At 56.4% G+C, this 20,365-nt stretch carries 24 protein-coding genes and 1 pseudogene; 15 read left to right on the top strand and 10 right to left on the bottom strand.

Features of this window, described 5'->3' with window-relative positions:
- Nucleotides 1-38 precede the first annotated feature (38 nt).
- The 3 genes from trxA to hslU all read left to right on the top strand — a co-directional run bounded on the left by trxA (nt 39) and on the right by hslU (nt 2,295).
- The gene (gene trxA / locus H9529_RS11560; protein ID WP_092884414.1) at nt 39-359 is read left to right on the top strand and encodes a thioredoxin; all 321 of its coding nucleotides are present in this window, start codon (nt 39-41) and stop codon (nt 357-359) included.
- An 80-nt stretch (nt 360-439) separates the two neighbouring features.
- Complete coding sequence (gene hslV, locus H9529_RS11555; RefSeq protein ID WP_092884412.1) at nt 440-997, top strand: ATP-dependent protease subunit HslV; 558 nt, start codon at nt 440-442, stop codon at nt 995-997.
- A complete protein-coding gene (hslU, locus tag H9529_RS11550) occupies nt 994-2,295 on the top strand; it encodes an ATP-dependent protease ATPase subunit HslU (RefSeq protein WP_092884410.1) in 1,302 nt (433 codons plus the stop codon). Before hslV ends, hslU begins: the two co-directional genes overlap by 4 nt.
- Before the next feature lie 21 nt (nt 2,296-2,316).
- Here hslU and H9529_RS11545 read toward each other — a convergent pair whose 3' ends face one another.
- Together H9529_RS11545 and H9529_RS11540 are read right to left on the bottom strand one after the other, a co-directional pair.
- Nucleotides 2,317-2,904, bottom strand: a complete 588-nt coding sequence (locus H9529_RS11545; RefSeq protein WP_092884408.1) for a Smr/MutS family protein — start codon at nt 2,902-2,904, stop codon at nt 2,317-2,319.
- 76 nt (nt 2,905-2,980) lie between these two features.
- On the bottom strand, nt 2,981-3,646 hold the full coding sequence (locus H9529_RS11540) for a Tim44/TimA family putative adaptor protein (RefSeq protein ID WP_092884406.1): 666 nt from the start codon (nt 3,644-3,646) through the stop codon (nt 2,981-2,983).
- A 108-nt stretch (nt 3,647-3,754) separates the two neighbouring features.
- Between H9529_RS11540 and H9529_RS11535 the strand changes: the two genes are divergently transcribed.
- On the top strand, nt 3,755-4,246 hold the full coding sequence (locus tag H9529_RS11535) for an FxsA family protein (RefSeq protein ID WP_092884404.1): 492 nt from the start codon (nt 3,755-3,757) through the stop codon (nt 4,244-4,246).
- A 53-nt stretch (nt 4,247-4,299) separates the two neighbouring features.
- Nucleotides 4,300-4,815: a protein-export chaperone SecB gene (gene secB, locus H9529_RS11530; RefSeq protein ID WP_092884402.1), complete on the top strand. Its 516-nt coding sequence runs from the start codon at nt 4,300-4,302 to the stop codon at nt 4,813-4,815.
- 95 nt (nt 4,816-4,910) lie between these two features.
- Here secB and dnaQ read toward each other — a convergent pair whose 3' ends face one another.
- From dnaQ to H9529_RS11510, 4 genes are read right to left on the bottom strand one after another with little or no spacing between them, the layout of a single operon-like run.
- Nucleotides 4,911-5,603 carry a DNA polymerase III subunit epsilon gene (dnaQ, locus tag H9529_RS11525; RefSeq protein ID WP_092884400.1) on the bottom strand — a complete coding sequence of 231 codons (693 nt, stop codon included), beginning with the start codon at nt 5,601-5,603 and terminating at the stop codon, nt 4,911-4,913.
- Complete coding sequence (gene coaE, locus H9529_RS11520; RefSeq protein ID WP_092884398.1) at nt 5,596-6,201, bottom strand: dephospho-CoA kinase; 606 nt, start codon at nt 6,199-6,201, stop codon at nt 5,596-5,598. The genes dnaQ and coaE overlap by 8 nt, the downstream gene beginning before the upstream one ends.
- The gene (locus tag H9529_RS11515; protein ID WP_092884396.1) at nt 6,198-7,028 is read right to left on the bottom strand and encodes a shikimate dehydrogenase; all 831 of its coding nucleotides are present in this window, start codon (nt 7,026-7,028) and stop codon (nt 6,198-6,200) included. Before H9529_RS11515 ends, coaE begins: the two co-directional genes overlap by 4 nt.
- Nucleotides 7,025-7,621 carry a Maf family protein gene (locus H9529_RS11510; RefSeq protein ID WP_092884394.1) on the bottom strand — a complete coding sequence of 199 codons (597 nt, stop codon included), beginning with the start codon at nt 7,619-7,621 and terminating at the stop codon, nt 7,025-7,027. The genes H9529_RS11515 and H9529_RS11510 overlap by 4 nt, the downstream gene beginning before the upstream one ends.
- A gap of 372 nt (nt 7,622-7,993) precedes the next feature.
- On the opposite strand from H9529_RS11510, the gene hemJ reads away from it, so the two are divergent.
- The 7 genes from hemJ (at nt 7,994) to H9529_RS11475 (ending at nt 15,328) form a co-directional block, all read left to right on the top strand.
- The gene (gene hemJ, locus H9529_RS11505) at nt 7,994-8,428 is read left to right on the top strand and encodes a protoporphyrinogen oxidase HemJ (protein WP_092884393.1); all 435 of its coding nucleotides are present in this window, start codon (nt 7,994-7,996) and stop codon (nt 8,426-8,428) included.
- 115 nt (nt 8,429-8,543) lie between these two features.
- A complete protein-coding gene (rho, locus tag H9529_RS11500) occupies nt 8,544-9,815 on the top strand; it encodes a transcription termination factor Rho (protein WP_092884391.1) in 1,272 nt (423 codons plus the stop codon).
- 21 nt (nt 9,816-9,836) lie between these two features.
- Nucleotides 9,837-11,120, top strand: coding sequence for a tRNA uridine-5-carboxymethylaminomethyl(34) synthesis GTPase MnmE (gene mnmE, locus H9529_RS11495; protein WP_092884389.1), 1,284 nt, complete (start codon nt 9,837-9,839; stop codon nt 11,118-11,120).
- A 3-nt stretch (nt 11,121-11,123) separates the two neighbouring features.
- Complete coding sequence (gene mnmG / locus H9529_RS11490; RefSeq protein ID WP_176846776.1) at nt 11,124-12,995, top strand: tRNA uridine-5-carboxymethylaminomethyl(34) synthesis enzyme MnmG; 1,872 nt, start codon at nt 11,124-11,126, stop codon at nt 12,993-12,995.
- A 59-nt stretch (nt 12,996-13,054) separates the two neighbouring features.
- On the top strand, nt 13,055-13,627 hold the full coding sequence (rsmG, locus tag H9529_RS11485) for a 16S rRNA (guanine(527)-N(7))-methyltransferase RsmG (protein WP_223814149.1): 573 nt from the start codon (nt 13,055-13,057) through the stop codon (nt 13,625-13,627).
- On the top strand, nt 13,620-14,444 hold the full coding sequence (locus H9529_RS11480) for a ParA family protein (protein ID WP_092885307.1): 825 nt from the start codon (nt 13,620-13,622) through the stop codon (nt 14,442-14,444). The genes rsmG and H9529_RS11480 overlap by 8 nt, the downstream gene beginning before the upstream one ends.
- Nucleotides 14,441-15,328, top strand: coding sequence for a ParB/RepB/Spo0J family partition protein (locus H9529_RS11475; RefSeq protein ID WP_092884385.1), 888 nt, complete (start codon nt 14,441-14,443; stop codon nt 15,326-15,328). The genes H9529_RS11480 and H9529_RS11475 overlap by 4 nt, the downstream gene beginning before the upstream one ends.
- A gap of 89 nt (nt 15,329-15,417) precedes the next feature.
- Here the strand turns inward: H9529_RS11475 and H9529_RS11470 are convergent, their stop codons facing one another.
- The gene (locus H9529_RS11470) at nt 15,418-16,026 is read right to left on the bottom strand and encodes a CDP-alcohol phosphatidyltransferase family protein (protein WP_092884383.1); all 609 of its coding nucleotides are present in this window, start codon (nt 16,024-16,026) and stop codon (nt 15,418-15,420) included.
- 164 nt (nt 16,027-16,190) lie between these two features.
- Here H9529_RS11470 and H9529_RS11465 point away from each other — a divergent pair, with 164 nt between their 5' ends.
- The gene (locus H9529_RS11465) at nt 16,191-16,457 is read left to right on the top strand and encodes a hypothetical protein (RefSeq protein ID WP_190305624.1); all 267 of its coding nucleotides are present in this window, start codon (nt 16,191-16,193) and stop codon (nt 16,455-16,457) included.
- A 264-nt stretch (nt 16,458-16,721) separates the two neighbouring features.
- Here H9529_RS11465 and H9529_RS11460 read toward each other — a convergent pair whose 3' ends face one another.
- The 3 genes from H9529_RS11460 to H9529_RS11455 are packed head-to-tail and all read right to left on the bottom strand — an operon-like array spanning nt 16,722 to nt 18,296.
- Nucleotides 16,722-17,069 carry a hypothetical protein gene (locus H9529_RS11460; protein ID WP_223814148.1) on the bottom strand — a complete coding sequence of 116 codons (348 nt, stop codon included), beginning with the start codon at nt 17,067-17,069 and terminating at the stop codon, nt 16,722-16,724.
- Nucleotides 17,017-17,208 carry a hypothetical protein gene (locus H9529_RS20775; RefSeq protein WP_223814147.1) on the bottom strand — a complete coding sequence of 64 codons (192 nt, stop codon included), beginning with the start codon at nt 17,206-17,208 and terminating at the stop codon, nt 17,017-17,019. Before H9529_RS20775 ends, H9529_RS11460 begins: the two co-directional genes overlap by 53 nt.
- Before the next feature lie 14 nt (nt 17,209-17,222).
- A complete protein-coding gene (locus tag H9529_RS11455; protein WP_223814146.1) occupies nt 17,223-18,296 on the bottom strand; it encodes a hypothetical protein in 1,074 nt (357 codons plus the stop codon).
- Nucleotides 18,297-18,479: 183 nt separating this feature from the next.
- On the opposite strand from H9529_RS11455, the pseudogene H9529_RS11450 reads away from it, so the two are divergent.
- Together H9529_RS11450 and H9529_RS11445 are read left to right on the top strand one after the other, a co-directional pair.
- A pseudogene (locus H9529_RS11450) lies at nt 18,480-19,372 on the top strand (IS1 family transposase).
- On the top strand, nt 19,369-20,364 hold the full coding sequence (locus H9529_RS11445; protein ID WP_190305622.1) for an ABC transporter substrate-binding protein: 996 nt from the start codon (nt 19,369-19,371) through the stop codon (nt 20,362-20,364). The pseudogene H9529_RS11450 and the gene H9529_RS11445 overlap by 4 nt, the downstream one beginning before the upstream one ends.
- Nucleotide 20,365: the final 1 nt, after the last annotated feature.

Here is a 20,365-nt window from a genome sequence, read left to right as displayed (position 1 = left end):
AGGTATCCCCCAACCCAATGCTGTCAGGAGAAAACGACATGGCCACCATCCCCGTCACCGACGCCACCTTCGACGCTGAAGTCAAGAACGCCGACATTCCCGTCGTGGTTGATTTCTGGGCCGAATGGTGCGGTCCTTGCAAACAGATCGGCCCGGCACTGGAAGAACTGTCGAACGATTATTCCGGCAAGGTCAAGATCGTGAAGATCAACGTCGATGAAAACCCCGACACCCCCGCCCAAATGGGTATTCGCGGCATCCCCGCGCTGTTCCTGTTCAAGGATGGCAAGGTCGTATCGAACAAGGTAGGCGCCGCGCCCAAGGCCGCGCTGAAAACCTGGATCGACGCAGCGCTCTGATCCTTTTTGGGGCACCCATCCGGTGCCCCACCACACCCCCCATCGCGGCCGGTTCCCGGCTGATCTGAAAGAGGTACGCAATGGCGAATGACCAGTTTCCGGGCTGGCATGGCACAACCATACTGGGCGTGCGCCGCGGCGGTCGCGTTGTCGTCGCAGGTGACGGGCAGGTTTCGCTGGGCCAAACGGTCATCAAGGGATCGGCGCGCAAAGTACGCCGCCTGTCGCCCGGTGGCTATGACGTAGTAGCTGGCTTTGCCGGATCGACAGCAGACGCCTTTACCCTGTTGGAGCGGCTGGAAGCCAAGCTTGAGGCAACGCCGGGCCAACTGGCCCGCGCCTCGGTCGAGCTGGCCAAGGACTGGCGCACCGATAAATACCTGCAAAAGCTGGAAGCGATGCTGATCGTCACTGACGGCCGCGATATGTTCGTCATTACCGGCGCAGGCGATGTGCTGGAACCGGAACATGACATCGCTGCCATCGGATCAGGCGGGAACTTCGCGCTGGCCGCCGCGCGCGGCTTGATGGAAACCGACATGGACGCCGAAAATGTCGCGCGCAAGGCCATGGCGATTGCATCCGATATTTGCGTCTATACCAACGGCAACCTGACCATCGAGGCGATTGAAGCATGACCACTCTGACCCCGCGCGAGATCGTATCCGAACTGGACCGTTTCATCATCGGCCAGAACGCCGCAAAACGCGCGGTTGCAGTGGCCCTGCGCAATCGCTGGCGGCGCAAACAACTACCCGACGGGCTGCGCGAAGAGGTCTATCCGAAGAACATCCTGATGATTGGGCCGACAGGCGTTGGCAAGACCGAGATCTCACGCCGCCTCGCGAAACTGGCCAAAGCGCCGTTCCTGAAGGTTGAGGCGACCAAGTTCACCGAAGTTGGCTATGTCGGGCGCGATGTGGACAGCATCATCCGCGACCTGATGGACAGCGCCATTGCGATGACCCGCGAGGCGATGCGCGAAGAGGTCAAAGCGCGCGCGCATGCCAGCGCCGAAAACCGCGTGATTGATGCCATTGCGGGGGAAAACGCCCGCGAACAAACGCGCGAGATGTTCCGCAACAAACTGAAGCGCGGCGAATTGGACGACACCGAAATCGAGATCGAGGTGACGGATACCTCCAGCCCCATGCCTACGATGGATCTGCCCGGCATGCCCCAGGGGGGCATGATGAACTTGGGCGATATTTTCGGCAAAGCGTTTGGCGGACGCAAAGTGCGCAAGCGGATGACCGTCGCGCAAAGCCACGACCTGCTGATCAGCGATGAGGCCGACAAGTTGCTGGACGATGAGGCTGTGACCCGTATCGCGCTGGAGGCTGTGCAAGAAAACGGCATCGTGTTCCTGGATGAGATCGACAAGGTTTGCGCCCGGTCGGATGCGCGCGGCGCCGATGTCTCGCGCGAAGGGGTGCAGCGCGACCTGCTGCCGCTCATCGAAGGCACGACGGTCTCCACCAAGCACGGGCCAGTGAAAACCGATCATATCCTGTTCATCGCCTCGGGCGCGTTCCACATTGCCAAACCGTCCGACCTGCTGCCCGAGCTTCAGGGGCGACTGCCGATCCGGGTAGAGCTACGCGCGCTGACCGAAGGTGATTTCGTCCGCATCCTGACCGAGACTGACAATGCACTGACGCTGCAATATACCGCGCTGATGGGCACCGAGGATGTCACCGTGACCTTCACCGAAGAGGGAATCGCCGCGCTGGCAAAGATCGCCGCCGATGTGAACCAGTCGGTTGAGAATATCGGGGCAAGGCGGCTCTATACGGTGATGGAACGGGTGTTCGAAGAACTGTCCTTTGCAGCACCCGACCGGGGCGGCGAAGAGGTGACAGTCGATGCCGCATTCGTGGAGAAGAACCTCGGCGATCTGGTGCGGTCTTCCGACCTGAGCCGGTATGTGCTGTAGCGCCAACGCGAGAACACCACGTCAGACGGGTCTGCCTGGTCGCCGCAGGTAGACATAAAGCGCCCCAGCGCCGCCATGGCGCTGATGCGCCTCACGCAGCTCCAGAACCAAAGGCCGCAGCGGCATGTTGCGCAGCCAGTGTGGCACGTCTTGCTTTAGCGCCCCCTGCCTGCGAGGAATAAGGCCGTCGCTACTTGCCGTGCGCCCCTTGCCGGTAATCACCAACACCAGCCGATCGCCCCGCACATGACATCGCATGATGAACCCGATCAGCGCGGGATGCGCCTCGGCCAGTGTCATACCGTGCAGGTCGATCTTGGCATCGGGGGTCAGCTTACCGCGCCGCAGCCGGTCATACGCCTTTCGGTCCATACGGACCGGGGCGGTGGCGGTGTCAGCGGGCGGAAGTACCGGAGAACCGCCCGCTTTTGACCCGACGCGGAACTGCGCGAGGGGTTCTGGCGGCGGGCTGATGGGTTTGGGGGCCTCTGGCGCGGAAGCTTCAGACATCGCGCGTTGAAAGCTGTGCATCGCACGTGCCGTGCGCGCCACCTTTTGCCACAAATCCTGTTCGGCAGGGTCTAGATTTCTGGATCGGCGGCGCGCCATGACCTGTCCCTTGTGCAGGCTGTGGCTTTACACCCCAGGGTTACCAGGGCGCGGGCCATCACAATTGGTCCGGAACTCAGCCGTCTGTAGCGACCAGCTTCCAGTTCGGGTTCGCAGCGCCCATTTCGCGCGCGAAGGTCCAGACATCTTTCTGGCGCTTGACCACGTTTGGATCACCCTCGATCACTTCACCTGCCGCATTGCGCACAACCGAGGTAAGTTCGCCAACGAATCGCACTGTAACCTCACCCTCACGCGTGTCGGCATCATAGTTGGCAGTGATCAGTTCCACCTCACGCACGCCTACGAATTGCGCATCGACACGCAGGCCCTCGCGCTCACGCAGCTGCACCACATCATCGAAGCTGGAGAAAACATCGCGCGACAGGAAGGGGAGAATAGAATCCAGATCGCCGTTTTCAAACGCCATCAGGATCATCTCATACGCACCGCGCGCGCCCTGAAGAAAATCGCCAACGTGAAATTCCGGATCGGCGTTTTTCATCTGCGCCAGAGCTTTCGCTGCAGGCGAATCCTCGGCAACATGGTCGAAAATGTCGGTATCGGGACCGCCTTCGATCACCTCGAACCGCTGACGGGAGGACGCGCCATCACCATTCGCAGGCCCGGTGACCGGGGGTTTCTCAAAACCTTCACGCGACCCCAGAACACTGCGCAGGCGCAGGATCAGAAATACAGCAATACCAGCCAGCACTAAAAGTTGTATCACGGCGGAGTCCATTATTACCTCTGCAAAGGGGGTTGGTAACGTCCTTTGACCCCTTATGTAAGGCGCAGTACACCACAAGTCTACCTAATGCGGGACGACGACCACAGGAAGGATGATAAAATGCGGCTGTTTCTGGCGTTGTTGGCGGTTCCCCTGATCGAAATCGCTCTTTTCGTGCAGGTTGGCGGCGAACTGGGACTGCTGGCGACCCTCGCAATTGTGATCGGTTCGGCCATCGGCGGTATCGCACTCATCCGATCGGGCGGGCCGCGAACTGTGGGTGAGATCAACGCGGCGCTGCGGACGGAAACCGACCCGACTGCCCCACTGCTGAAAGGTGTGATGCGGGTGATTGCCGGGATGCTGCTGATCATCCCGGGGTTCTTCACAGACATTCTGGGGCTGATCGTGCTATTGCCGCCTGTGCAGGCCATGGTGCTGGCCCGCATGCCGCGTCCGCGGACACAAGGCCCGACGCGACCAAGGCGCGGCGACGTGATCGACGGTGACTTTACAGTGCACGAGCCGCGCGACAGCACGCCATGGCGCGAAATCCCCGATACACCACCGGCACCAGGTCCGGACCGCAACGGCGGCCAAAACCGGCATTGAGACCGGCCTGTTCACCTGATAGAACGCAGCTAATTTTTCAGCAGGAGAGACTTATGTCCGATACCCCTAACGGTGCCGCCCCCGCGCAACCGACGCCGGCGGCGCAACCGCAGGTTTCCATGCGCGTCCTGGCGCAATATGTGCGCGACCTGTCGTTCGAGAACTTCGTGGCGCAAAAGGCCATGCAACCCTCTAACGTCCAACCGGATATTCAGGTTCAGGTCAGTCTTGACGCCAAGAAACGCGATGTCGAGACGCAGTTCGAGGTGACGACCAAGTTCAAGATCGAATCCAAGAACAAGTCAGACGGCGTTTCACTGTTCCTGATGGAACTGGATTATGCCGGGGTATTCAACATCGAGGGCGTACCAACCGAGCAGATGCACCCGTTCCTGCTCATCGAATGCCCGCGCATGCTGTTCCCATTCGTGCGCCGGATCGTAAGCGACGTAACGCGCGATGGCGGCTTCCCGCCGCTCAACCTGGACAATGTGGATTTTCTGGCGCTGTACCGTCAGGAATTGCAGCGGCAGGCCGCGCTTCAGGCCCAGAAGACCCCGACTGCCTGAGCAAGGCTCTCTATTTGAAAATTGTCAGATCCCCGCCCGTCAGGTCGGGGATTTTTTTATGGGCCGCACGACCGTTCTAGCCATGCTGTGCGCGTTCACTCATAGCGCGCCCAGATCGGCTCCTTGCCCAACGCGGCGACCAGTTTTTGATGCGCGGCGCTCTCGGCTTCCGTCAGGCGAGGGGCGAGGGGCGTCGTTCGCCGCTGCGGACGCCAGTCCGGATCCTCAGGCTGGGCCGTTTTGCTGCGCTTCTGGACCGTCAGGCCGAAATCGGGCTGTCGCCCGCCCATCAGTTCCAGATACACCTCGGCCAGAATTTCGCTGTCCAGAAGCGCGCCGTGTTTCTCACGCGCTGAGTTGTTCACACCGAACCGCCGGCACAGCGCGTCAAGCGACGCCGGCGAGCCCGGAAAGCGCCTGCGGGCCAGCGTGAGCGTATCGAAAGCCCGAGCCGCCGGCAGGGCAGGGCGGTTGACGCGCGCCAATTCTGCGTTCAGGAACCGCATATCAAACGCCGCGTTGTGGATTACCATGCGCGCATCGCCCAAGAACTGCAAAAACTCATCAGCAATGCGGCTGAACACCGGCTGCGCGGCAAGAAACTCATCCCCCAGACCATGAACCGCGAAGGCTTCGGCGGGCATTGGTCGTTCGGGATTGATATACTGATGATAGGTGACGCCGGTCGGCGTATGGTTGAGCAATTCGACGGCGCCGATTTCAACGATCCGGTGGCCGTCTGACGGATCAAGGCCGGTGGTTTCGGTATCCAGAACGATCTCACGCAATGTTTCGCCCCTCTATGGTCGAGACAAGCTGTGCCACAGCGTGCCGGGTCGCGTCAAATGTCGAGGTCTCAATCACGAAATCAGCGCGAGCGCGCTTTTCTGAATCTGGAATCTGTCGGGCAAGGATTGCCTGAAACTGATCCTCGGTCATGCTATTGCGCGCCAGAACCCGTGCCCGCTGGGTATCTGGGTCAGTGGAAACAACCACGATAGCATCTACATGCTGCAGTCCAGCGGCCTCAAACAACAACGGAATGTCCAGAACCACCAGTGGCGTGCCCTGCGCGCGATGGGTCGTCAGAAACGCCGCCCGGTCGGCGGTGACGAGGGGATGAACAATCGCCTCGATCTGCTTCAGCGCCGTAGGATCATCGGAAATCCATGCCTTCAGTGCGGAACGGTCAAGCGCGCCGTCGCGCAGCGCAGCGGGCCTTAACGCCGCGACCGGCTCCACTGCTGCCCCACCCGCTGCATAAAGCCGGTGCACCACCGCATCCGCATCCCAGACGGGAACGCCCTGCGCGGCAAACATGGCCGCTGTGGTGGACTTTCCCATGCCGATGGACCCCGTCAGGCCGAGGACAAACGGCGCGCTCATGCTTCCAGCATGACGCGACGGAGATCATCGTCAACCTCAGGCATCACGCCGAACCATTGCGCAAAACCGGGAGCCCCCTGATGCAAGAGCATACCCAGCCCGTCTACGGTCTTGCAGCCCCGCTGAGCGGCACTCATCAACAAGTTGGTGTTCAACGGGGTGTAGACGATGTCGGTAACCAGCGATTCCTTTGGCAATGAATCGAGCGACAGGTCCAGCGGCGCGCCACCCGCCATTCCCAGCGCGGTCGTATTCACAAGCGTTGCGGTGTCCGGCAGCAGATCCGGCAGATCGGCCCAATCGGCGGCGGTAGTGCCCTTCCCGAAGGCCGCCACAAGGTCTTCGGCGCGATCGCGTGTGCGGTTCACGATGCGAATATCGGTCGCGCCCTCTTCCAACAAGGCGACGACGACCGCCCGCGCGGCACCGCCAGCGCCGAGAACGGTTATCGGCCCGACGCTTGCCGACCATTCAGGCCAAACCTGCCGGATATTTTGCATGAAGCCATACGCGTCGGTATTGTCAGCGTGAATCTGTCCGTCATCCTTGAAGGTCAAAGTATTGGCCGCACCGATTTTCCGCGCACGGTCCGTCGCGATATCGGCCAGCGCCAAGGCGCGCTCCTTGTGCGGGATCGTCACGTTGCAACCGCGAAAGCCCATAGCCGGGAGAGCTTTGACAACACGCTCAAGGTCCCCTTCTGTAACATGCAATGGGATATAATAACCATTTATTTCGTATTTTGAGAGCCAGTAGCCGTGCAACTTGGGTGACTTGCTGTGGGCAATTGGGCAGCCAATGACGCCCGCGACAGGAATAAGCGTCATCCGTCGATATCCCCGCGTGTCGATAGAAAGTTCAGGATTTCCAACAGCGGCAGACCCATGATGATGAACTGATCGCCTTTGACTTCGGAAAACAACCGAACCCCCTCATCCTCGATATGGTAGCAGCCGACTGCGCCGCGCACTGTGTCCCAGTTACGCGCGAGATATCGATCAAGATACTCATCGGAAAATTCGCGCATGGTCAGATGCGCAGTGCCAATGTGACGCCATAGCGGCGTCCCGTTGCGGTAAATACATGCGGCGGAAAGGAGTTGATGCGTGCCGCCACGCAGTTTCTTCAGCAACTGTGTCGCCGCGCCGATATCGAGGGACTTGCTGACAAGGCAGTTGTCGTGAACCAGAACCTGATCGCAACCAAGCACCAGATCGCCTGGATTGCGCGCAGAAACCTTCCGCGCCTTCGCCTCAGCCAACGCATCTGCAATGTCGCGCGGTTTTATGGCTTCGGCCTGAAGGCTCTCGCGCAACGCACCCTCATCCACGCGTGGCGCCATCGTTTCAACCTGCAGACCTGCCGCGCGCAACAACCTGGCGCGGACCATAGAACTGCTGGCAAGGATCACGTCAGGCATGGGGGCGACTCTGGGGATAACCGGGCGTGTCGTTAAGACGAGCAATGGGAACAAGCAGGCAAGATCGTAGCTCATTGACGGAGCTACACTTTCGTCAACTGTATGTGCCACAAATATCCACACTGGACAAGGTATTCGGCCGGGTGTGGACAACTTCAAATTTGTATTGCCACAGGCTTTCAAATTTCGATACTTATGAACATTTAAAAGATAAATGTATGATTTAAATAATATAAAAACTACACTGACTAAAACATGCTACTGCACAACAACTCTGTGGATAAATATACCGTGCACATATACACCAACCCTATCTACAACATCTAACTTCTTTATATATTTCAATTTATAAGAAGTCTGACGGAGGCCAACATGATCTCGCTGTACCTATGGATCAAAGCACTTCACATCATGGCAGTCATCGCATGGATGGCAGGTTTGTTTTATTTGCCGCGGTTGTTTGTGTATCACGCTGAGAATGGTGAAGATCCGTCGGTTTATAGGCTATTGAACACAATGGAAGGAAAGTTGCTGACTGTCATTATGACACCAGCGATGGTCGTTACATGGGCAGCTGGCTTGTTCTTGGTCATGACGCCGGGCGTTGTTGATTGGTCATTGTTCTGGCCCTGGTCAAAACTGGTTGGTGTCGTTGCTATGACGGCGTTTCACTTCTGGCTCGCGTCGCAGCGGCAAGCCTTTCTGCGTGGGGCGACGTCACTCACAGGCAGGCAATACCGAATGATAAACGAAGTCCCCACCTTGCTGATGATTGTGATTGTATTATCGGTCGTACTCAAGTTTTGAGGCCGTTGACTTCACCGTCAGTCCGGCGTATCAGCGCGTCTGCGTGACCGTCCGGTCAACGCGTTTCACGTGAAACATTCAATTTATATGGCCCTGAGGTCAATGTGGTGGTGGCATGTCTGCAAACCGGCTAAACTTGGCTGATCTGAAAGCAAAAACACCATCGGTCCTGCTGGACATGGCCGAGGAACTGGAAATTGATAATGCTCCTTCCATGAGGAAGGGCGAAATGATGTTTTCAATCCTCAAGGAACGCGCTGAGGATGGTTGGGAAATTTCCGGGGATGGTGTCCTGGAAGTGTTGCAAGACGGGTTTGGTTTTCTTCGGTCAACTGAAGCGAACTACCTTTCCGGACCAGATGACATCTATGTTTCGCCAGAAATGATCCGGCAGTTCTCGCTGCGAACGGGGGACACGATTGAGGGCGTAATTCAAGCCCCTGCCGAAAATGAGCGTTACTTTTGTATGACGCGGGTGACTCGCATCAACTTCGACGATCCGGAGATGGTTCGTCACAAGGTCCATTTTGATAACCTTACGCCGCTGTATCCGGATGAGCGGTTTCACATGGAAATTGATGATCCGACGCTGAAAGATCGCTCTGCGCGTATCATTGATATTGTTTCACCATTGGGTAAGGGGCAGCGAGCGTTGATCGTCGCACCGCCGCGCACTGGTAAAACCGTGTTGATGCAGAATATCGCCAATTCAATCGAAAAAAACCATCCAGAATGCTACCTTATCGTGCTGCTTATCGACGAGCGGCCTGAAGAGGTTACAGACATGCAACGCAGTGTTAAGGGTGAGGTTGTTTCGTCGACATTTGATGAACCTGCGACGCGCCACGTTGCGGTATCCGAAATGGTCATCGAAAAAGCCAAGCGGCTGGTAGAGCACAAGCGCGACGTTGTCATCTTGCTGGATTCAATCACGCGACTGGGCCGCGCCTTCAACACCGTCGTTCCGAGTTCAGGTAAAGTGCTTACCGGTGGTGTCGACGCGAACGCCTTGCAAAGGCCGAAGCGGTTTTTCGGCGCTGCGCGAAATATTGAAGAGGGTGGCTCGCTGACCATCATCGCGACAGCTTTGATTGATACGGGCAGCCGAATGGATGAAGTAATTTTCGAAGAATTCAAAGGCACAGGTAACTCCGAAATTATCCTGGATCGCAAGGTTGCCGACAAGCGTGTGTTCCCAGCGATCGACATTCTGAAGTCCGGAACGCGGAAAGAGGAATTGCTGATTGACAAGGGCGATCTGCAAAAGACGTTTGTGTTGCGACGCATCCTCAATCCCATGGGAACAACGGACGCCATTGAGTTCCTCTTGTCAAAGCTCAAGCAAACCAAGACGAATGGGGAATTCTTCGACTCGATGAATACTTAAGCGACCTGCGCGGGTGATTTGATGGATACCATTTATGCTGTGGCGTCTGGTGGTTCCGTAGCTGGGGTCTGCATCGTTAGGGTTTCAGGGCCGCGCGCGAAGCAAGTCGCCCTGAAACTCATGCCAGGGAAAAAACTGCCTCCACGTTCGCCAGTCGTCCGCCGCCTTTTCGATTCCGGCGGGGAGCTTATTGATATCGCACTCGTGGTGTTCTTCGAGCGTGGGCGCAGCTTTACCGGTCAGGAAACCGTGGAACTGAACATCCATGGAAGCCCGGCGATCATTTCTAAGCTATTGAGTGAAATCGGAAAATTTCCCGGGACACGTGCCGCGCAAGCTGGCGAGTTTACGCGTTTGGCGCTGGAGTATGGGAACCTAGATCTAACTCAGGTAGAAGGTCTTGGTCAGTTGCTGGTCGCTGAGACAGAGGAACAGCGACGGCAGGCTATGCGCGTATTCGATCGTGGCATTGGCAAGTTGGTCGATAATTGGCGAAAATCGCTGATCAAGGCGGCCTCCACATTGGAAGTGGCGATTGATTTTTCCGACGAGGATATCGATCTGGATTGGGCGGAAATGTTCCACGCGCCACTGCGCATGGTTCTGGACGAAATCAATGCCGAGATTGAAGGGCAGCAAGTCCGCAAAAGCGTATCGTCCGGGTTTGAAGTCGCCTTGGTCGGCGCGACAAACGTCGGAAAGTCTACACTTCTCAATGCACTGGCCGGACGCGAAGTCGCGATCACGTCGAGTATCGCGGGCACAACGCGTGACGTTATTGAAGTTCGGATGAACTTGGGTGGCTATCTTGTCAGTTTTCTAGACACGGCGGGGCTGCGGGAAACTGAAGATGATATTGAAAAGATTGGCATGTCAGCGGGTCGGCGCCGCGCTGAGAATGCCGATCTCAGGGTTGTGCTGCTTGAGAACCCGGGTGATTCAGCCCCCACTGTACTGGACACGGATGATATCGTCTTGGTGGGCAAGATGGACCGTTGGCCAAACATGGTCGGTGGCGTGTCAGGCCAGACCGGACAGGGGGTTTCACAGCTTGTTGAAAGAATAACGAAGATTTTGTCGGGTAGGGTGCATGGCCAAGGTGTTATTGTCAGTGATAGGCAGGCGGCTGCGCTGAGTGACGCTGCGAAAGTGCTGAAGAATGTTGTCAATGTGCCGGTCTCAGAGCCAGAGCTTGTTGCAATGGATGTTGCGCTTGTCATAGACTCTCTGGATTGCCTTATCGGGCGCGTAGATGTTGAGGACTATCTCGATGAGGTTTTCAGCAGCTTTTGCATCGGAAAGTAAAAGGTGTTTCACGTGAAACAGTATGATGTTGTTGTGATCGGCGCAGGTCATGCGGGTGCCGAGGCTGCATTTGCTGCGGCCAGGATGTCTGCAAAGGTCGCGCTGGTCACCTTTTCCATTGCTGATCTTGGCGTCATGTCGTGCAATCCGGCAATTGGAGGGCTGGGCAAGGGGCACCTCGTTCGCGAAATCGACGCGCTTGACGGTTTGATGGGTAAGGCAGCAGATTTTTCTGCGATCCAGTATCGATTGCTAAACCGAAGCAAGGGTCCGGCGGTGCAGGGGCCACGGGTGCAGGCAGATCGTCTCCGGTACCAGCGCTATGTGCGGGAATCGCTGTTGAGGGTGGAAGGTCTAGACATTATCGAGGCTGAGGTCACGGCGCTAAGTATATTCGGCAGTTCGATACGTGGCGTTGTGCTGCGGGACGGGACGACTTTGTCCGCAAGCTCCGTGATCCTCACTACAGGAACCTTTTTGCGAGGACGGATACATATTGGGGAATCCAGCCACTCAGCGGGCCGGATGGGAAATGATGCATCGACCAAGCTAGCTGATCAAATTGCGGATCTTGACTTGAAGCTTGGCCGCCTGAAGACCGGGACGCCGCCACGGCTAGATGGAAGATCCATCGACTGGGCTCATCTCGATCGTCAGGAGGGCGATGCGTCTCCGACCTTCATGTCATTTGAGACGGGGGAGGTGCAGGCGGCTCAAATTTCGTGTGGGATTACCCATACGAATGAGGTGACACACGACATCATCCTCACAAATATCGAAAAATCCGCGATCTATGGCGGAATGATCAGCAGCAGTGGGCCGAGGTACTGCCCTTCGGTAGAAGACAAAGTTGTGCGATTTGCGACGAAGCCGTCGCACCAGATATTTCTTGAGCCTGAGGGTCTCGACACAGATATTGTTTACCCGAATGGCATATCGACTTCCCTCCCACTAGATGTTCAGGAACGCTTTGTAAGGTCAATAAAGGGCCTTGAGGGTGTTGTTATCACGCAGCCTGGTTATGCAATTGAGTATGATTATGTCGATCCGAGGGCGCTGGCCGCGACCTTGGAGTGCCGCAGCTTGAGCGGGCTCTTCCTTGCTGGGCAGATCAATGGCACCACTGGCTATGAGGAAGCTGCAGGGCAGGGCGTTCTTGCGGGGCTGAACGCGGCGCAGCACGCGCGCGGTGAAGACAAGATTATTCTATCTCGGCCAGACAGTTATATCGGCGTTATGGTTGATGACCTGGTTCTGCGCGGCGTATCAGAGCCCTATCGAATGTTTACGTCCCGGGCGGAATACCGACTGGCTTTGCGCGCTGACAATGCGGATCAGCGGCTCACCCCGGTTGGCATCAGGCTTGGCTGCGTGCAGTCAGACCGTCGGCGCAATTTCGACGCGAAGATTGAGCGTCTTGCGCAGGCGCGTAAAAAGCTGTGCGACACGGTGATTTCCGCTCGAGAACTGACGTCTCTGGGCGTCTCTGGCGGAAAGGATGGTGCCAAGCGCACGGCCATGCAGCTATTGTCCATGACAGATGTGGATTTTGGCGACCTGATAGCTCTCGAGCCGGAACTGGCAACCATTGATGTCGATACCCGCCAACAGATTGAAAGAGAGGCTGTGTACGCATTCTACCTCGATCGTCAGCAAGCGCAAATTGACTTGCTGAAGCGGGACGAAGCTGTGGAATTGCCTTCGTCGCTGAACTACTTAGGGATATCCGGGCTTTCGGGTGAGTTAGCGTCGAAGCTGGATGGGCTGCGGCCGACGACGCTGGCCCAGGCGGGCCGAATCGAGGGAATGACCCCGGCTGCGCTGGTTCTGATACTGTCGGCGGTGCGGCGCGGTGGTCGGGTTGCGGCGCAGTGACGGGATCTTCGGCATCAGCCTCAGCAATCTTGCAGGGTTTGGATGTTTCATGTGAAACATTGGCCCTGCTTGATCGCTATGTCGTGATGCTGACCAAGTGGAACACATCCATCAATCTTGTCTCAGTTTCGACGCTGCCTGACATTTGGGCGCGACATGTCGAAGATTCTGCCCAACTGTGGTCGCTGGTCTCGCAGCCGTGGACGCACTGGGTTGACCTTGGCAGTGGGGGAGGGTTGCCGGGCATCGTCGTGGCGATCATCGCCAAAAGCTTAGCGCCACACGGGACCATCACCATGGTTGAAAGCGATCAGCGCAAATCGACGTTCCTGCGTGCCGTCATCCGGGATCTCGACTTGAACGCAAAGGTATTGGCCGGCCGCGCCGAAAGCGTGGAGCCGTTGAGCGCTGATGTTCTTTCTGCCAGGGCCCTGGCGCCGCTGAAAGACTTGTTGCCGTTCGTGATGCGCCACCTTAAACCGACGGGCGAGGCGATTTTTCCCAAAGGCCGCACCGTTGAGGCTGAGATTGCTGAGGCCCAGAAGCAATGGCGATTTGATTTTGATAGCCACACCAGCCGCATCGCGCCAGATTCCGTTGTTCTGTCAGTGAGGAATGTTTCGCGTGTCTGATATTCATCTGCAAAGCACACCACGGGTCATTTCCATCGCAAATCAGAAAGGCGGCGTTGGAAAAACGACGACGGCCATTAATCTCGCGGCGGCCCTAGCCGAGCAGAACAAACGGGTTCTGTTGATCGACCTTGATCCGCAGGGCAATGCCTCGACGGGCCTTGGTCTCTTTGCTGATGGCCGTTCGCTTACCACCTATGATTTCATGACGGGTTCTGGAACTGCGGTCGAGGTGTTCCAGAAGACCGCGATCTCTGGGATTTGGCTCAGTCCAGCGACAACCGGCATGTCATCCGCAGATATCGACCTTGTTGCGCATCAGAAGCGCAGTTTCCTTTTGCTTGACTCCCTGCGCCAGGCTGAGATGGATGGCTTTAATTTCGACTACATTCTGATCGATTGCCCGCCATCACTCAGCTTGTTGACCATCAACGCGCTGGTGGCGTCGCATTCGGTTCTGATCCCTCTGCAAAGCGAATTCTTCGCGCTCGAAGGCCTCTCGCAGCTAATGCTCACCATTCGTGAGGTACGGCAGACTGCAAATTCGCGTTTGCGCGTCGAAGGCGTTTTGTTGACCATGTATGATCAGCGCAACAATCTGTCGCAACTGGTCGAAAAGGATGCCCGGGCAAATCTGGGGGATCTGGTTCTTCGGACGATCATCCCGCGTAACGTGCGGGTCAGCGAAGCGCCGTCCTTTGCCTTGCCCGTACTGGATTATGACACAAACTCGCGCGGATCCGTGGCGTACCGCGCCTTGGCGCAAGAGTTGCTGCAAAAACACCTACCCGAACTTTCAGAAGGAGCGTTGCCATGAACGACCGCAAACCAGAACGTCGCGGGCTCGGCCGTGGGTTGTCTGCATTGATGGCCGACGTCTCCCACACTCAGGATGCTGCGGCGGAGCAGCGCTCATCGGATCAGCTCGTGCCAGTTGAGAACATTCACGCGAATGCTGAGCAGCCGCGGCGTGATTTCGACCCTGAGAAGCTTCAGGAGCTAAGCGCCTCCATTAAGGAGAAGGGCGTGTTGCAGCCCATCGTCGTGCGCCCGTCGCCCAGTCAGGACGGGCTGTTCGAGATCGTTGCTGGTGAAAGGCGCTGGCGTGCTGCGCAAATGGCCCAAGTCCACGCCGTGCCCGTCATCGTGCGCGACCTGAGCGACACCGAGGTTCTGGAATTTGCAATTATCGAAAACATCCAGCGCGCGGATCTGAACCCGCTGGAAGAGGCGGCGGGTTACAAGCAGTTGATCGAACGCTTCGGCCATACCCAGGAAAAGATATCCGAGGCGATGGGCAAAAGCCGCAGCCATATTGCGAACCTTCTGCGATTGCTGACCCTACCGCCCGAGGTGACGATGCTCCTGCGGCAGGGGCAGCTTTCGGCCGGCCACGCGCGCGCATTGATCACTGCGGAGAATCCAGCCCAGCTTGCTCAAACCGTCGTTGCCAGAGGTCTGAACGTCCGTGAGACTGAGACATTGGCGCGCGGTCCAATCGACAAATCTGTCCGAAAGCCGCGGGACCGGAAGTCTGACAAGGATGCTGATACCGTGGTGTTGGAGCAGGATCTGTCAGCGAACCTCGGTATGGCCGTCGAGATCGACCATCGGGCAGGTGGTGAAGGTCAAATAATTATTAGATATCAGAGGCTTGATCAGTTAGATCAGTTATGTCAACTTCTGTCTACATCAAGCTGAAGCACGATCGGAAATGGCGACGATAAGCGAGTGATTCAACCGAGAACATAAAAAGAACGTAAAGACCTTTTTTCTTCAAAGTCTTGCTATCAGTTGCTGAACACTTTGTAAGCCAGCACAACCCGCGAGATGGCCGTGTAGAAGCACAAGCCAGCAAATGCCCATGACAGCTCTGCGACCCATCCTGGCCACAGGCAGAAGGCGATGAAAAGCGCGATTGTTTCTGTTCCTTCCAACAGTCCAGCCGTGAAGTAGATCGACTTCACACCATGTGATGCGGTGCGCATACTGCGGCGCTCCGCCAGCACCGAATACCCCAGGAACGTCGCGCCATTCACATAAAAGCTCGTCAGCAACACCGCGCCTGCGACCCCATTTGTGGCGGGATCATGCATGACAAATGCCAACGGGACAGCACCGTAAAACAGATAGTCAGAGGCGATGTCGAGATAGCCGCCAAAATCAGTCGTACCGTGGAAACGCGCAACGGCCCCGTCCAGACCATCCGCCAGCCTTGACGCCAGTATCAGCCCCAATGCCAGCCAGAACACCCCTACGTAAATTGCAGCCGCTGCCAGAAGCCCCAGCGCCAGACCGGTCAGCGTGACGGCATTGGCGGAAACCCCGCTTACGGCCAAGTGTCCGCCCAAAATGTTCAGGGGCGGGTCAATATAGGGGCGTAGTTGGCGATCAAACATGCGGCGCTTCCGTTGGCGATGACGGGCCGTACCGAAACTGCGCAGGGCCCGCGTGATTTCTCACATTGTTGTTTATCAGGCGAACCGACCTTGAATTGCATCCCCAAAAACGCATGATCACGCAACGATGATTTTTTGAACAATAGCAATGTCAGGCCTGCCATATGAAGAATTCCGTCACCGGCGCTGCGATCCTTGCGCTTTCGTTCGTGGTGAACCCCTCGGTTTCGGCGGCATCCGATCCGAACCCGACGGACTGGAACGCCGTTGTGGCCGAGGCGCGCGGCCAGACGGTGTTCTGGAATGCTTGGGCAGGCGACACCCGCATCAATGCCTTCATCGAATCGGTCGGGGAAGATTTGTTTGACCAGTACGGTGTGACGCTCAACCATGTCAAACTTGCCGATACCGCCGGTAGTGGGTCACTTTGAAATAAGATAGTTTGCCCTCGCGCGAGGGAGTGATTATCTTAGGGCTATGACAGACAAACCCAAGAGACCCCGTGACGCCAACCAGCTTGCCAAGTTCATTGTGGACATGGCCGCTAGTTATGAACCTGTGCATGATCCCGACACGTCTGGACAGCGCAAGGGTGGGAAAAAGGGCGGCAAAGCTAGGGCATTGGATTTGACGCCAGAACAGCGGAGCGAAATTTCGAGTGTCGCTGCCGCTGCTCGTTGGAAGAAGTCAGGAGATTAATCGTCAGTGACTTCATCCTCTGCATCGGCAGCGTGCTTCCGCAGTTCAACATCAAAGTTCAGGTCTAAATCAAGTTCAATTTGTCTTTCGTCAGCGTGACGAGAGTTCCAGCGATCAGCGTCGTAGCTCAACTGCAATCCATCACCGACCATTTGCTCTCGGCGTAGGTAGAGAGATTTTTGCATCATATTCCGTGGCGCTTCATCGATATCAATCCAAACAAACAGCGTTTGCTGGCCTTGCTTGATTGGCACCGCATGGTTCACCCTGTAAGGGCGACCACTATCATCATCATGCTTGATCTCGTCCCGTGCTGCGCGGGAAAGTTTCTTGGGCAAGAACATCAAGTGGGTCTTTGGGAACAGGCATATCCCAGCCCATAAGCTGGGCGAACTTTGCCACCTTTTTCATATCAACTTGGATTTCGCCTGTTTCGTCTTTGTAGTGACGAATTAGCCTTTGCAGATCTTTTTTCTTACTCATGGTGAAAGCCCTTTCTAATAGGCATCAGTAGGGGCAACATCACCCCACCCGTCAGTGACGGCATTTGGTGTTACAATTGAGCGAACAGGGACGAGATATTCCCGCCCAAGGTGGTATTTTTGAGTTCTGAATTGAAGCTGTCCAGCAACTAGGCCAGTGTGGACCTTGAGCATTCTCGCCAGCCCTATGATGTCACGTTTGGCGAAAACTGGTGCTTTGCGCGAGATAAAGGCATCCATCATTTTCTTGGGGACGCAGAATTCAGAAGCTGCGGCATTGGCGCGATCTTCTTGGTCTTTGAGTTCCTGCGTGATCTGCGTAGCCTCACCAGAGTTAATATCTACATCAAGCATTGAAATCATCTCGATTAACCCATCTCGATTTTGGACATGCTCAAGTTCGTGACGCAAAACAAAGACAAAGTTGTCGATCCTGTCAAAGCGCAATGACATGCCGATAACGGGTGAGTTGCCATCCAACCAAAAGCAAACACCGTCAATTTTGGTGGACGGTAACGCTTCAACGATAACAAAGCGGATACCCGCTTCTGCCAATATTCGGGGAACCTTCCGCAATTCTTCTGCGGAGTGAACGAGGTTCTTTATTTCGGCTATGGCCGACTTCACCGATGCAGGGAATAACGTGCGACCATCATTTCGGAGGCAAGGGTTTTGACACGATAAAGCCACGCGAGGTTGCGCTGGTGTTGCGGCTATGCTGACTTCTGTTTTCTTTGCCGCATGTGGGAGCGTTTCAATGTCTTCAAGGCGGTTGGCTTGAAAGAAGCGAAGCAATGAACTCTCGACACTTTCAATATCTTTAACTGACTCCGCTTCAAGCCAGCCCCTTTTGATCATTGCATTGATCGGCAGTTTCCCAATCAGTTCTGCACGCATTTGTCTCTTGGGGTCCGGTGTGCTTTCAATCCTAGCAACAGCTAGATCATAATCCTTTTGCAGGGATAGAAAACGCACAGCAGGAACGTCGAACACTTCCTCAAAAATGATGGCTGTTGAGGCATCAACCTTGCGAACATTGGAGACTGTCTTGCTGACAAGGGATTCATCCACGCCCAAAATGATCGCCAAGGTTTTCTTGGTCCACCCTCGATCTGCGAGGAGCGGCCACTAGCTGGCCCGGAGATTGTATTCTTCTTTGTCCATGATGCTGTATAGATCGCTCATCTTTTGCAGGCAATAGACAACATGCGATTAATCGCACGAACTTATAAAATGCTTGACTGTTGGTCAGTTTAAAATTAGGTTGAACCTATGAGAAAACTTGACACAAAATCCCGCGCCCTGATCATCCGCCTTCTGGTGGAGGGTAACTCCATCCGCGCCACATCGCGTATCGCTGACGTGTCCAAGAACACCGTCACCAAGCTGCTTGAGGACGCGGGCAAAGCCTGTGCCGCCTACCATGATGAAAACGTCAAAGGCGTTGAGGCCAAGCACGTTCAGGCCGATGAGATATGGTCGTTCTGCTACGCCAAGGCAAAGAACGTGGAGACTGCAAAAGCTGCTCCATCTGACGCTGCGATATCTGGACATGGACTGCAATGGACCGCGATAGCAAGCTGATGATCAGCTACACCATCGGGGATCGCTCCGGCGCAACAGCACGTGAGTTCATGTTTGATCTGGCGGCGCGCGTTGCAAACCGCATCCAGTTGACCACAGACGGGCACGGCGCTTACCTCAAGGCGGTCACAGACGCTTTCTCTGGCGATGTGGACTACGCCATGCTGATTAAGTACTACGGCAACCCTACAGGTACAAAGGGCCACGAGCGCAAGTATTCACCAGCGGAATGCACGGGCGCTACCAAAGAGGCAATTTTTGGCAACCCGATCATGGAAGATGTTGGGACATCGCACATTGAACGCCAGAACCTAACAATGCGGATGGGTATGCGCCGCTTCACGCGCCTGACAAATGCTTTCTCAAAGAAGGCGGAGAACCACGCTTACGCGGTTGCCCTGCACTTCATGCATTACAACTTCGTCCGCACCCACAAGACCCTGCGCATGACACCAGCCATGGCCGCTGGCCTTGTCGATACGCCTTGGGAAGTTGAGGATATCGTGGCGCTGGTGGAAAAGGCAGAAGACGCAGCGCCAAAGAAGCGCGGACCCTATAAGAAAAAAGATATTTCAAAGTGACCCACTACCATACCGCCGATGCTGTGACGCGCGTCGTTTCCGAGAAGACCGCCGGACGGGACACGGGCGGCGCGGTGGATGCCATCTGGATCAATGGGGCGAATTTTATCTCCATGAAGGAAAATGGCCTCCTGTTTGGCCCCTTCGCCGAGGAACTGCCAAACTGGCGCTACGTCGACACCACGGCCAACCCGGCGGTACTTACTGACTTCACCGTCCCGGTTGAAGGGTTCGGGGCGCCCTGGGCAATGTTTCAGATGGTGTTTGAATATGACAGCGCCAGCCTGTCCGAACCGCCAAAATCGGCGGTGGCGTTGACCGCCTGGGCCTCCGCGAACCCAGGCAGGTTCACCTACCCTCAGCCGCCTGACTTCTTGGGAACGAGTTTTTTGAAGCAGTTGCTCTATGGGGTTCTCGAAGATCCGGAAGTTTTACAAAGCGCGATTGTCGATACCGACTATGAGGCGGTCACCGCACCGCTTTGGGCTTATCTTGACAACCTGCATCCGAATCTGTGGCGGCAGGGTCAGGTCTTTCCCGAAAATGAGCCTGCCCTCGGGGCACTTCTCGCGGATGACGAAATCGACATCGCTTTCAGTTTCAACCCTGGACGCGCCTCGGCGGCGATTGCCGATGGCACGTTGCAAGACACCGTGCGCACCTATGTGTGGGACGCCGGTACGATCGGCAACTCGTCCTTTCTGTCGATCCCCTACAATGCGGCGAACAAAGCTGGGGCGTTGGTCCTCGCAAACCTGATCCTCGATCCCGAGATTCAGGCCCGCGCGCAGGATCCTGCCATTCTGGGCTTTCAGACCGTGCTTGGCATGGATCTTTTGGGGGTCGAGGATCGCGCCCGCTTCGATGCTCTCGACCTCGGTATCGCGACTTTGCCGCCCGCGCAGATGGGCACCGCCCTGCTTGAGCCGCATCCGGATTGGATGACACGCATCGCGCAGGATTGGACCGCGCGTTACGGCACCGCGCCTTAGC

It is taken from the genome of Roseicitreum antarcticum, assembly GCF_014681765.1.
In the GTDB taxonomy this organism is placed as follows: Bacteria; Pseudomonadota; Alphaproteobacteria; order Rhodobacterales; family Rhodobacteraceae; genus Roseicitreum; species Roseicitreum antarcticum.
Note: the sequence above shows the minus strand (reverse complement) of the source record. Positions and strands in the feature narration are given on the sequence as shown.

What these genes read in the sequence shown, in the direction of transcription:
- mnmE (WP_092884389.1), top strand. Translation starts at nt 9,837, where the DNA reads ATGGATACCATTTATGCTGTGGCGTCTGGTGGTTCCGTAGCTGGGGTC.
- secB (WP_092884402.1), top strand. Translation starts at nt 4,300, where the DNA reads ATGTCCGATACCCCTAACGGTGCCGCCCCCGCGCAACCGACGCCGGCG.
- H9529_RS11515 (WP_092884396.1), bottom strand. Translation starts at nt 7,028, where the DNA reads ATGACGCTTATTCCTGTCGCGGGCGTCATTGGCTGCCCAATTGCCCAC.
- trxA (WP_092884414.1), top strand. Translation starts at nt 39, where the DNA reads ATGGCCACCATCCCCGTCACCGACGCCACCTTCGACGCTGAAGTCAAG.
- H9529_RS11545 (WP_092884408.1), bottom strand. Translation starts at nt 2,904, where the DNA reads ATGGCGCGCCGCCGATCCAGAAATCTAGACCCTGCCGAACAGGATTTG.
- H9529_RS11510 (WP_092884394.1), bottom strand. Translation starts at nt 7,621, where the DNA reads ATGCCTGACGTGATCCTTGCCAGCAGTTCTATGGTCCGCGCCAGGTTG.
- H9529_RS11540 (WP_092884406.1), bottom strand. Translation starts at nt 3,646, where the DNA reads ATGGACTCCGCCGTGATACAACTTTTAGTGCTGGCTGGTATTGCTGTA.
- H9529_RS11470 (WP_092884383.1), bottom strand. Translation starts at nt 16,026, where the DNA reads ATGTTTGATCGCCAACTACGCCCCTATATTGACCCGCCCCTGAACATT.
- H9529_RS20775 (WP_223814147.1), bottom strand. Translation starts at nt 17,208, where the DNA reads ATGAGTAAGAAAAAAGATCTGCAAAGGCTAATTCGTCACTACAAAGAC.
- H9529_RS11535 (WP_092884404.1), top strand. Translation starts at nt 3,755, where the DNA reads ATGCGGCTGTTTCTGGCGTTGTTGGCGGTTCCCCTGATCGAAATCGCT.
- H9529_RS11475 (WP_092884385.1), top strand. Translation starts at nt 14,441, where the DNA reads ATGAACGACCGCAAACCAGAACGTCGCGGGCTCGGCCGTGGGTTGTCT.
- H9529_RS11465 (WP_190305624.1), top strand. Translation starts at nt 16,191, where the DNA reads ATGAAGAATTCCGTCACCGGCGCTGCGATCCTTGCGCTTTCGTTCGTG.
- rho (WP_092884391.1), top strand. Translation starts at nt 8,544, where the DNA reads ATGTCTGCAAACCGGCTAAACTTGGCTGATCTGAAAGCAAAAACACCA.
- hemJ (WP_092884393.1), top strand. Translation starts at nt 7,994, where the DNA reads ATGATCTCGCTGTACCTATGGATCAAAGCACTTCACATCATGGCAGTC.
- hslV (WP_092884412.1), top strand. Translation starts at nt 440, where the DNA reads ATGGCGAATGACCAGTTTCCGGGCTGGCATGGCACAACCATACTGGGC.
- H9529_RS11460 (WP_223814148.1), bottom strand. Translation starts at nt 17,069, where the DNA reads ATGTTCTTGCCCAAGAAACTTTCCCGCGCAGCACGGGACGAGATCAAG.
- coaE (WP_092884398.1), bottom strand. Translation starts at nt 6,201, where the DNA reads ATGAGCGCGCCGTTTGTCCTCGGCCTGACGGGGTCCATCGGCATGGGA.
- hslU (WP_092884410.1), top strand. Translation starts at nt 994, where the DNA reads ATGACCACTCTGACCCCGCGCGAGATCGTATCCGAACTGGACCGTTTC.